The organism is Wolbachia endosymbiont of Drosophila tsacasi (assembly GCF_028982115.1).
Taxonomy (GTDB): Bacteria; Pseudomonadota; Alphaproteobacteria; order Rickettsiales; family Anaplasmataceae; genus Wolbachia; species Wolbachia pipientis_B.
In genome coordinates this window covers 54,908-64,882 of the sequence record NZ_JAPQLJ010000050.1, presented here as the reverse complement: position 1 = coordinate 64,882, position 9,975 = coordinate 54,908, and the positions used below count along the sequence as shown (strand labels likewise).

Below are 9,975 nucleotides of genomic sequence, written 5' to 3'. Positions count from 1 at the left end.
CAGACACTGGGATCCAGAAAAAAGAATGGTGTCATCCAAGCCCCCTAGGTGTCATTCCAGTGCTTGACACTGGACTCTTGTTTCAATAGACTTCTTTCAAAATTCATGTGAGAGCTCAAAATTGTGAATGGCAGCAATCAAATTAAATCTTAAACCAAAACGTTTTCGTCTATTTCTATACCTGTCCGAGATGATTTTAAACCTTTTCAATAAGCCAATTAAGTTTTCAACCATTACCCTTTGGCTAGAAAGAGCTCTGTTCTCTCTTTTTTGTTCTTTGCTCAACGGATTCTTTTTCGTTTTTCTGTGTGGTAATTCAACATTTTTATCTATCCTTTGCATTCCTCTGTAGCCAGCATCAGCTAAGATTTTAGTTCCCGGCAGCCTTTGATTCTTTAAATATCCGAAAATCGTGCTTCCTACCATTTGAAAAAGATGTACAAATGACCTTTTTACTCTTCTTCTCTGTTACTATTTGTGTTTTTATAGTATGCCTTTTTTTCTTTCTAGAGTAAAAGCGTTTTTGCTTTTTTTTGGCTTCTCTACTAGGGTTTCAGTTCCACCTATTACCAAAACTTCGTATTTTACACTACTATTTAATAGATCTTTTTTCCCAGGTAATGCAAAATCTGGATGTTTTATTAATGTGTCCTCTACCCACTTTACTATTTTAAAACAGTTACTTTCACTCATGCCATAACTTTGTCCTATATGAAAATATGTGCGATATTCTCTTATGTATTCCAGTGTCATAAGTAGCCTGTCTTCTACGCAAAGCTTACTTTTTCTCCCGCTTCTAGCTTTTTTTCTTCTGTCTTCCTCATCCAGAATTTCTACCATTCTCTCGAATGTTGCTTTTTTTACACCTGTTAAACGTCGAAATTTTTCTCCTTCTAACTCCTTTATTTCTTTATATTTCACCTTTCAAATATTTCATCTTACACTCCTTCTCTCAATTTTGAAAGAAGTCTACTTATTGATACCTCGCAACACTCTGCTCAACAAACTAGAACTGCCATATTTGAATACATAGAAATCTTTTATAACAAACAACATAGACATTCTACTATTAACTATTGCATTCCCGAACAATTTGATGCATCATTTTCATGACAAAAACGTCTTAACTTTCTCTCTACTTTTTCTGGGTAAGGTCAACAAGTGTAATACGTCTTTTTTCTTTGCTATCAATGTATGATGATTACTTCTATTACAATGCTACAACGAGAGGAGGATGTATTACTGAGTGTGGCATATCTTTATACAATACAGTACCTTTGGAGCATTCTATACTTATTGATCCTTGCTTTTATTTCAAGCATGTTGTATTTGACGATGATAATATCAGAAATAGGTTAGCTGAAGACTTAACTAAAGATAAAACAAAATTAGATATTTTCGTAAATGGAATTTTAGCAATAAGGAACTCGGATTTAGTATTATCTTATATTAACAAAATAGGGGGTCTGAATGAGGAAGCTAGAGATTCTGTTAATCGCTTACAGAAAAGCAACATGCTAGATAAAATCTTAAATAAAGATGATACAACACTTACAAAATTAGCTCTGAGGGAATTATTAAAGTCTTCTGTTTTACAAGAAACTAAGTTGGAGTCTCCTCAAGTTTCAAGAGTGGGGAATTGGCAATATTGTAGCATTGGCAGTTAAAATATACTGAGGCTCATTTAAATATGAGCCTCAGTATCGCTTAACTTTTTCAATCTATGGTAGCTAATAGCTTACTTCACTTCCACCAAGGGAATATTACTCCAGCTGTTGCTGCCGTAGTTATCAATAGAAGCGTTTAAGTAATCTGTGTCAAAGCGTACGGGTACATCAAATTCAAAGCTTGCAGTAATTGTTGTGCCTTTTGCTGGTGGTTTGATAAACGTGATTTCTCCCGTTGAATAGTTCACTGAATATTTTTTTGTTTCTTCATCATCTAGATAAATTTTTATTGTATCATACACTGGCTTTTTTATCATGCGTGTATGCTTGTCCTTTCCACTTATATAAGTTTTGATCAGTTGAAAAGTCATTTTTTTACTGTCTCCTATTCCGATTTCTTGATTGATAACTGTAAAGTCTGACCAATCCTTAAAACGAAATCCTATTGCTTTACCTTTCCGCGCATGAAAAAATGTTATGAGTTCTGTTAGCTGCTCGCTTGACCTGACTCCATAAGCTATGTTGTATCTGGCACGTGCACGAGACCAATTGATGTTGCGCTGTTCACAACCATTATGAGTTGTTACAACGTCAGTGGAAAATTCCGGTCCTCCAGTAGACCCATAAGATATATTTTTTGGAAATCTAATTTCTGTAAATGACATATGTCCTCCTATGAAAGTAAAATAGTTTGGTTGAAGAAAATGTTGTAATTTGAAAGCGTTTCACATAGCAAATGACGCTATGGAAAGTGGATGAGACCACTGAGATAACACCTTAAATTGCTATCATACCCACAACCACTATACTCAGGTTCATTTGAGTTGTCAAGCAAAAAAATAAAATTTTATGGCAACTAGCCTTGTTTGTGATTTAATTCATCTACTTTTTTACGTAATACATTCAAATCAGTTGCTCCTACAAACAGACTATCCCCAATTATTAAAAAAGGTGTACCACCTACTCCCAAATCTCTTACTAGGAGCTTACTGCCATTTATCATTTGCTCAATTTTGTCTGCATTGTTTTTCATGGAACTATTAAAATCGTCCTCATCAATCCCTATATTTTTCACTATATCCAATATGCTTTCGCCTGAAAATCCTCCTTTGTGACTTAAAGCAGAATAGTGAAAGTCGAAATATTTTTCTTTATCAATAAAGTAAACAGCTAAAGCGCTTTTTGCTGCCCTTAAAGAGTCATTACCAAGTATTGGAGCATCCCTAAAGATATACTTAACTTTACCGTCGTTAATTAACTGTTTTATATCGTCTTTTATAGTCTTGCAATATCCACAAGAATAGTCAAAGAAACCTACAGCTATAACACTACTATTTTCATCTCCGGAGTAAGGATAAGTAAGGTCAAATATTTGATCCTTGTATTGTGAAATTTTACTTTTGGTTACATTACCTCGAGCAGCGTAACTACTTTTAATCGACTCCTCTTTGAGAGTTTTTATGATCTTATCAAAATTTCTACTTATATAATTATCTAATTTCTCACCTATATAATCATCGCTTAGCATTTGGCTGCGATTTGAGAGCCAATTATTTATTATTGGCAAACTTGCTACTGCCAGTATAAAGATCAATAAAAACGATATTCTAGACATACAATTTATTTAAAAACCTACAACATAAAACTTTAGTACACATTTATCTGTATATTAAAAGAAGCATCTAATATTAATATATGAAAACATTTGTATCAAGTGTATTTTATAATCAGTTTTGCCTCAAATGCAGACTTTAACAATAAAAACTAAGCGCAAAACTAATCAGAAAGTTTAAGATGCAAACAGCAAAAGCGCGCGGAGCATAGATTTAAGCTGTTTGTTTTATTTCGCTGTGTATAATTTCAACAAACTCCGCGAAATAAACATATGAACGAGCCAATAATTGGTAGAGAAAAAGAAATAGCTATTCTACAAGACAAACTTCTTTCTCAATCAGCCGAATTTATTGCTGTTTATGGTCGGCGTCGTGTAAATGTTGTATTATCTGCATTTTATCAGCATAATATAGAAGTAATGTAATGCAGATATTATACCGATGCCAAATTATACGATTACTTCTAAAATTGCTAATTGCCTTATGAGGATTGAGGCAGAAAAAGAAAAAGTGTTACATTTGCCACTCACTGTATCGATGCTCTCATCCCTTCGTGAAACTGCACGACTTTATACCACACACTATTCTACTATGATTGAAGGAAATCGACTTGAGCCTAAACAGATTGAAGAGGTTTTAAGTGGTAAAAGCCACTTTCCAAAATATAGGAGAGATGAAAATGAGGTTAAAGGATATTATGCAGCTTTAACACAAGTTGAACAATGGGCAGCGAGAACGATCTCTATTACTGAGAAAGCCATTCAAACGCTTCATGCCCTAGTAATGGCGAGTGGAAAATCTAAAGTGAAGCCAACCTCTTATCGTGATGGTCAAAACGTTATTCGTGATAGCCGTACACGTGCAATAATTTATATGCCACCTGAAGCAAAGGATGTACCAAAGCTCATGAGCAGTATGATTGATTGGATTCGTGACAGTGAGCAAGTGCCTTGCCCAATTATTGCAGGTATTGCGCATTATCAATTTGTAACAATTCACCCTTACTATAACGGTAATGGTCGTACTGCAAGATTGTTGACTACATTAATTTTACACCTTGGTGGATATGATCTAAAAGGCCTTTATTCATTGGAAGAATATTATGCTAAGAATCTAGGAGCGTATTATGAAGCAATCAGTGTAGGGCCATTGCACAACTATTATATAGGAAGAGCTGAAGCAGATATCACTAAGTGGGTGGAGTGTTTCGTAAAAGGTATGGCAAATTCATTTGAGAACGTTTTACAACGTATAAATGAAGAAGAATACCACACTGATCAGACTGATCTTATACGTAAGCTTGATCCTAAACAACGCAAAGCTCTTGAGCTCTTCCAGGAGTTTTCCACTATTACAGCTAGTCAGGTTGGCGAACTATTTAATTTTAAGCCTCGTACTAGTGCGCAACTTTGTAAAAAGTGGGTGGAAATGGGGTTTATTGAGATTGTAGACTTTTCCAACAGAGGAAGAAAATACAAGCTTAGCAAGCAATATGAGGATTTGATCTCAAATTAACTGAAAGCTTGCTGGAAAGTGCATAGGTCAAATTTCAATAAAGTGCTTGAAAACTAAATGTAGACTTAAAGTTTTAAAAGCTGGAATATGTACAACAACTTACGCGACTTCATTAAAGCCTTAGAGGAAAAAAAAGATCTGATTAGGATTAAGAAGGAGGTTTCAACAGTTCTTGAAATGACAGAAATTCACCGTAGGGTTTTGTCAAACAAAGGGCCAGCTATAATTTTTGAGAATGTTGTTAAAGAGAATGGTAAAAGCTCGATCCCTGTTTTGGTGAATTTATTCGGTACTATTGAAAGAATTGCGTTGGGACTGAACATAAACCCTGATGAACTGAGAGATCTTGGTAAACTTCTAGCATTTTTGCAATCTCCTGAACCACCGAAAAACTTTAAGGATGCTATAAAAATGTTTCCTCTGCTAAAAGTCGTGTTATCGATGCGAAGTAAAGTCGTGAACAAAGCTCCATGTCAAGAGGTAGTGCTAACCGGAGATGAAGTGGACCTAAGTCTACTGCCCATTCAAACATGCTGGCCAAATGAACCTGCACCACTTATCACCTGGCCGATTGTGGTAACAAAAGGCCCAACGAAAGACAAGCAAGATAATTTCAATCTTGGAATATATCGTATGCAGGTTATAGATAAAAAAACGACTCTAATGCGCTGGCTTGCACATCGTGGTGGTGCAGGTCACCATAAACGATGGAAAGAGAAGGAACAAAATATGAAATTTCCTGCTGCTGCTGTGATCGGTAGTGATCCTGCAACAATTATTGCTGCGGTAACTCCGGTACCAGAAACATTGTCAGAATACCAATTTGCTGGGCTGCTACGCAAGAAGCCGCTTGAGCTTGTAAATTGTAAAACCATTCCCCTTCAGGTTCCAGCTCATGCAGAAATTGTTTTAGAAGGCTATGTGAGTTTAGATAGATATCAAGATGAAGGGCCATACGGAGATCACACCGGCTACTATAATTCTGTTGAGCAATTTCCAGAATTTAATATTACTGCAATTACTATGCGCAAAAATCCAATTTATCTCAGCACTTTCACTGGCAAGCCACCTGATGAACCATCAATTCTTGGTGAAGCGCTCAACAAAATCTTTGTGCCCATTCTTATCAATCAATTTCCAGAGATAGTGGATTTTTATCTACCACCAGAAGGTTGTTCATATAGAATAGCGGTGATATCGATAAAAAAGTCTTATCCAGGGCAGGCAAAAAGAATTGTTATGGGCATACTTTCCTTTCTAAAGCAATTTTTATACACGAAGTTTATTATCGTTGTTGATGATGATATAAATGTACGTGATTGGAAGGAAGTGATGTGGGCAATATCAACAAGAATGGACCCTGTGCATGATACAATCATGATAGAAAATGCACCTATTGATTATTTAGACTTTGCTTCCCCTGAAAGTGGCCTGGGAGGTAAGATGGGATTTGATGCAACAAATAAAATCCCGCCTGAAACCAAACGAGAATGGGGAGAGAAAATTGAAATGAGCGAAGAAATAGTAAGAAAAATCACGGAGAAGTGGGAAGAATATGGATTGACAGGTGATTAAATTATGATGTAGCCTATCGCCGTATATACGGGGGTGGGTTGTTGTGAGGCTTTTTCACTTTTTATTCTTGTTAATGTGTTTTTCTCTGTATTACTATGCGGGTTTTATATTTTTGCCCTGCCCAAAAGCTACGGTTTGCTTTTCACCTGGAGAAGATTGTGCTGTACCGATAATCAGCGTAATAGATCAGTCTAAAAAATCTATCTTAGTTCAAGAATATACATTTACTCTTGGAACAGTTGCAAAATCTTTGATTAATGCTAAAGAACGCGGTGTTGATGTTAAAGTCATCTTAGATAAATCGCAACTCTACTCAAAATATAGTGTTATAAATGAATTATTTTCAGGTGGAGTACCAATTTGGATCGATGATAAGCCAAAAATTGCTCATAATAAGATAATGATTGTTGACAATCAAAAAGTTATCACAGGGTCATTTAACCTTAGTAAGACAGCTGAAAAAGGAAATGCTGAAAATTTATTAATTATTACAGATTATCCTGAATTGATTCAGCAGTATGTGAAAAACTGGGAGGCACGAATGTTACAATCTTATAAATATGTTCCCAACTAATTGAGAGCGCTCGCTTAAAATCAGTTTTAAAAACAGCAAGGGAGAGCTCTTTGATTGATTAGCATAATGATTATGATATAATGAACTAGAAGTTTAAGGAATAAAGTAATGGATTATATAAATGATGCTGCCGGTAGCTACACTGCCATTCATGATTTTTTTCAAAACAACGGTGTTGGAGATTACAAAGTTCAATGCAGTTATGGTGGGGTGCCGTATGCTACTGATGAGTACGTGCATTCTGGCAATAAATTTTGGAGTAATAATTTCATAGACTCACATTTTGGGAGGGAAATAAAAATGTATCCTCAAAGTGAACTTTTAGCTAAAGAATATGCTGGAAATACGTTGCCAGTTTCAATATCACTAGATAAGGATTTAATAAAAATGAAGGAATGTCAGAAAAAAATGAAATTTGTGGAACTAGAAAAGGAGTCAGGTGATTTAGTGTATGATAAGCAAAAGTATGTAAAGTGTTACACAACAAAGCTATCATATGATGATGTACATATTTACAATAACGATAAAGTTTCAACATTTAGCATAAAATACGACGTGCCAAATGATTCGAAATACAGTTTAAATATAACATTTACAAAGGTTAATGATAATAAACCAGGATTTTGGCAAAAATTTAAAAACATGTTTTAACGTGACCATTCACTAGACTTCTTTCAAAATTGTTAGAGGGAGTGTAAGATCAAGTATTTGAAAGCATGAAATATAAGGAAATAGAAAAGCCTGTTTTGCCTAAACTGAAGCATCTTTTCCAATTTTTTCTAGCATCAACTCAGCAGCTTTTTGTTCAGCAATCTTTTTACTAGAAGCGCATGCAGAAACTTTACCATGATCTTCTATGCAAACTGATATAGTAAATTCAGGATTGTGCGCTGGTCCAGTGTGTTTTACAAGCTCATACTCTGGTAAAGGCAATTTTTTTTTCTGAGTCCACTCTTGCAGTGAGGTTTTAGGATCTTGAGGGGGGTCGAGCATGCCTTTAGCTAGCTTTTCCCAATATTGGGTAATAAATTTTTCAACATTTTCAAGTCCGCCATCAATATAGATTGCACCTATTAGTGCTTCAAGCGAGTTTTCTAAATTTTTCAGATTACATCTCCCTCCATTGCAGCGTTCACTATTATTCATGATGATAAAGCTGCCTAATTTTATTTCTTTAGCAACATTAGCAATGGTGTTGCCACAAACTAAATCCGTCTTTCTTTTTGCCAATGCTCCTTCTTTTTCTTCAGGAAATAGTTTAAACAGTATGGCAGATACGACCATACTCAAAACACTATCGCCCAAAAACTCTAGTCTTTCGTAGCTTACAATTTGGTTTTTGCTATTCCTTTTATTTACGCTTGGGTGAGTTAGTGCCTCTTCTAATATTGCATAATTTGTAAATTTATAATCAATGATCTTAGATATTGCATCATTCAAACTCTTCATACCCATTATTTAAAAGAAAAGCACTTTCTACTACCTTTATACCAGAGAATTAGTTTTATTTTATTAAAATAATACCACCAACTTCCAAAATTAATGTATACAACCCACCACCTCACTAATGTTGCTAAATCCATCTCTCCTTATTAGTTCCGCAAGTTCTAGATTAATTTTGTTTACAACTTGAGGTCCGTGGTATATGAGAGCAGTGTATAACTGCACCAAAGAAGCTCCTGCCTTTATTTTTTTATATGCATCAACACCATTTGAGATTCCTCCGCACCCTATCAATAATATTTTGCCCTTAGTAAATTTGTACATATCGCCCAATAACTCGGTTGAAAGTTTGAACAGTGGTTTGCCACTCAACCCGCCACTCTCATTATGGTGGGAATGCAGATTATCTCTACTTACCGTAGTGTTGCTTACTGTTAATCCGTCAATCTTATATTCCAACGCAAGCTCAGCGATATTTTCTTTCGTTTGCTGATCTATATCTGGTGAGATTTTTAATATTATTGGTATAGATTTAGAATTATCAATTGATTTGCGGATGGCTTTCAACAAATTCGATAATTCTTGCTTGTTGTGCAGATTGCGTAAATTAGGCGTGTTTGGAGACGAGATGTTCAGCACTATATAATTGCTTTTTCCATATACCATCTTTATTAAATTAACATAATCACTAATTTGGTCTTTCGATGCACTATTTTTTCCTATATTTATGCCAAAAATGCAGTCATCAAGCTTGGTTTCATCTATTTGTTTAAGAAAATAGTCTATTCCTTTATTGTTAAATCCCAATCTGTTAATTACCCCTTGATCTTTAATTAACCGAAAAATTCTTGGTTTTTTGTTTCCATATTGTGGATTACGAGTTACAGTACCAGTTTCAATAAACCCAAAACCAAATGAAAGCATAGGTCTTATAATTTCTGCATTTTTGTCAAAACCTGCAGCCAGGCCCACGGGGCTTCTGAGCTTATTACCAAAAAAATTCACACTCAAAGATTCTGGCAGCTCTATAGGATTCTTATAAGGTATTTTCTTTAATGCCATGATTGCCAAAGAGTGAGCAACTTCAGGCGGCAGTAAAAACAATAAATTACGTAATATCATTTTGTAAAACACTTTGCTTATTTTTAGTTTATTTTTTACCATGCAACACTATAAGAGTATAACCATAACTTGAAAAGAAATTAGACTTTTTGCATAACCATATAACATTGGGAATAGAAACAAAAAACTTACTTGACAAGCCTCGCCAGCCCTCTTATCATGATAGTGAAGGTATTCAGTTATCTTCATCTGTGCAGATTAAACAGCAAGAAAACAACGTAGTTGGCGTCTTATTTTTAATTTTTTGCACTATGTGCACCTTATGTCTTCACAACATTTCTGGGTTTTTACCTACATAAGCTGAAACGCGCTTATAAGTCGTTTAAGACAGTATAGTACGCCAATTTGCAGGACTAGAGAGTGACAATTAGCTAACATGGGATTTTTTTTGCCTTTTTTTCTGCTTAGTAAATTTCTTAAACATTTTAGCTAAGGTTAGTTGCACTTAAAAGCAGCTAAATTGCGG

11 protein-coding genes and 2 pseudogenes are annotated in these 9,975 nt (G+C 35.0%); 7 read left to right on the top strand and 6 right to left on the bottom strand.

What is annotated here, in order from left to right; genetic code table 11:
• Positions 1–96: 96 nt before the first annotated feature.
• Positions 97–481, bottom strand: a pseudogene (locus OZD70_RS06025) (transposase family protein); the annotation flags it as partial.
• 2 nt (positions 482–483) lie between these two features.
• Entirely contained in the window at positions 484–921 is a 438-nt protein-coding gene (locus OZD70_RS06020; RefSeq protein ID WP_275020437.1) for a transposase family protein, read from the bottom strand.
• A gap of 33 nt (positions 922–954) precedes the next feature.
• Between OZD70_RS06020 and OZD70_RS06015 the strand changes: the two are divergent.
• Both OZD70_RS06015 and OZD70_RS04495 read left to right on the top strand, forming a co-directional pair.
• Positions 955–1,113 (top strand): annotated as a pseudogene (locus tag OZD70_RS06015) (IS3 family transposase); the annotation flags it as partial.
• Between the two features lie 77 nt (positions 1,114–1,190).
• A complete protein-coding gene (locus OZD70_RS04495) occupies positions 1,191–1,667 on the top strand; it encodes a hypothetical protein (protein ID WP_275021163.1) in 477 nt (158 codons plus the stop codon).
• 71 nt (positions 1,668–1,738) lie between these two features.
• Here OZD70_RS04495 and OZD70_RS04490 read toward each other — a convergent pair whose 3' ends face one another.
• Both OZD70_RS04490 and OZD70_RS04485 read right to left on the bottom strand, forming a co-directional pair.
• Positions 1,739–2,332 (bottom strand): TIGR02217 family protein, encoded by a 594-nt coding sequence (locus tag OZD70_RS04490; protein WP_275021162.1) that lies wholly within the window; start codon positions 2,330–2,332, stop codon positions 1,739–1,741.
• Positions 2,333–2,523: 191 nt separating this feature from the next.
• The gene (locus OZD70_RS04485; RefSeq protein ID WP_275021160.1) at positions 2,524–3,282 is read right to left on the bottom strand and encodes a DsbA family protein; all 759 of its coding nucleotides are present in this window, start codon (positions 3,280–3,282) and stop codon (positions 2,524–2,526) included.
• A 270-nt stretch (positions 3,283–3,552) separates the two neighbouring features.
• On the opposite strand from OZD70_RS04485, the gene OZD70_RS04480 reads away from it, so the two are divergent.
• The 5 genes from OZD70_RS04480 to OZD70_RS04460 all read left to right on the top strand — a co-directional run bounded on the left by OZD70_RS04480 (position 3,553) and on the right by OZD70_RS04460 (position 7,595).
• Positions 3,553–3,705 carry a hypothetical protein gene (locus OZD70_RS04480; protein ID WP_010081826.1) on the top strand — a complete coding sequence of 51 codons (153 nt, stop codon included), beginning with the start codon at positions 3,553–3,555 and terminating at the stop codon, positions 3,703–3,705.
• Between the two features lie 58 nt (positions 3,706–3,763).
• Positions 3,764–4,795: a Fic family protein gene (locus OZD70_RS04475; protein ID WP_275021158.1), complete on the top strand. Its 1,032-nt coding sequence runs from the start codon at positions 3,764–3,766 to the stop codon at positions 4,793–4,795.
• Positions 4,796–4,882: 87 nt separating this feature from the next.
• On the top strand, positions 4,883–6,370 hold the full coding sequence (locus tag OZD70_RS04470) for a UbiD family decarboxylase (protein WP_275021157.1): 1,488 nt from the start codon (positions 4,883–4,885) through the stop codon (positions 6,368–6,370).
• Positions 6,371–6,413: 43 nt separating this feature from the next.
• Positions 6,414–6,944, top strand: a complete 531-nt coding sequence (locus OZD70_RS04465) for a phospholipase D family nuclease (RefSeq protein WP_182183758.1) — start codon at positions 6,414–6,416, stop codon at positions 6,942–6,944.
• A 108-nt stretch (positions 6,945–7,052) separates the two neighbouring features.
• Positions 7,053–7,595 (top strand): hypothetical protein, encoded by a 543-nt coding sequence (locus tag OZD70_RS04460; RefSeq protein ID WP_275021156.1) that lies wholly within the window; start codon positions 7,053–7,055, stop codon positions 7,593–7,595.
• A gap of 99 nt (positions 7,596–7,694) precedes the next feature.
• Here the strand turns inward: OZD70_RS04460 and rnc are convergent, their stop codons facing one another.
• Together rnc and OZD70_RS04450 are read right to left on the bottom strand one after the other, a co-directional pair.
• Positions 7,695–8,393, bottom strand: coding sequence for a ribonuclease III (rnc, locus tag OZD70_RS04455; protein WP_275021155.1), 699 nt, complete (start codon positions 8,391–8,393; stop codon positions 7,695–7,697).
• A gap of 90 nt (positions 8,394–8,483) precedes the next feature.
• The gene (locus tag OZD70_RS04450; protein WP_275021154.1) at positions 8,484–9,551 is read right to left on the bottom strand and encodes a quinone-dependent dihydroorotate dehydrogenase; all 1,068 of its coding nucleotides are present in this window, start codon (positions 9,549–9,551) and stop codon (positions 8,484–8,486) included.
• Positions 9,552–9,975 lie beyond the last annotated feature (424 nt).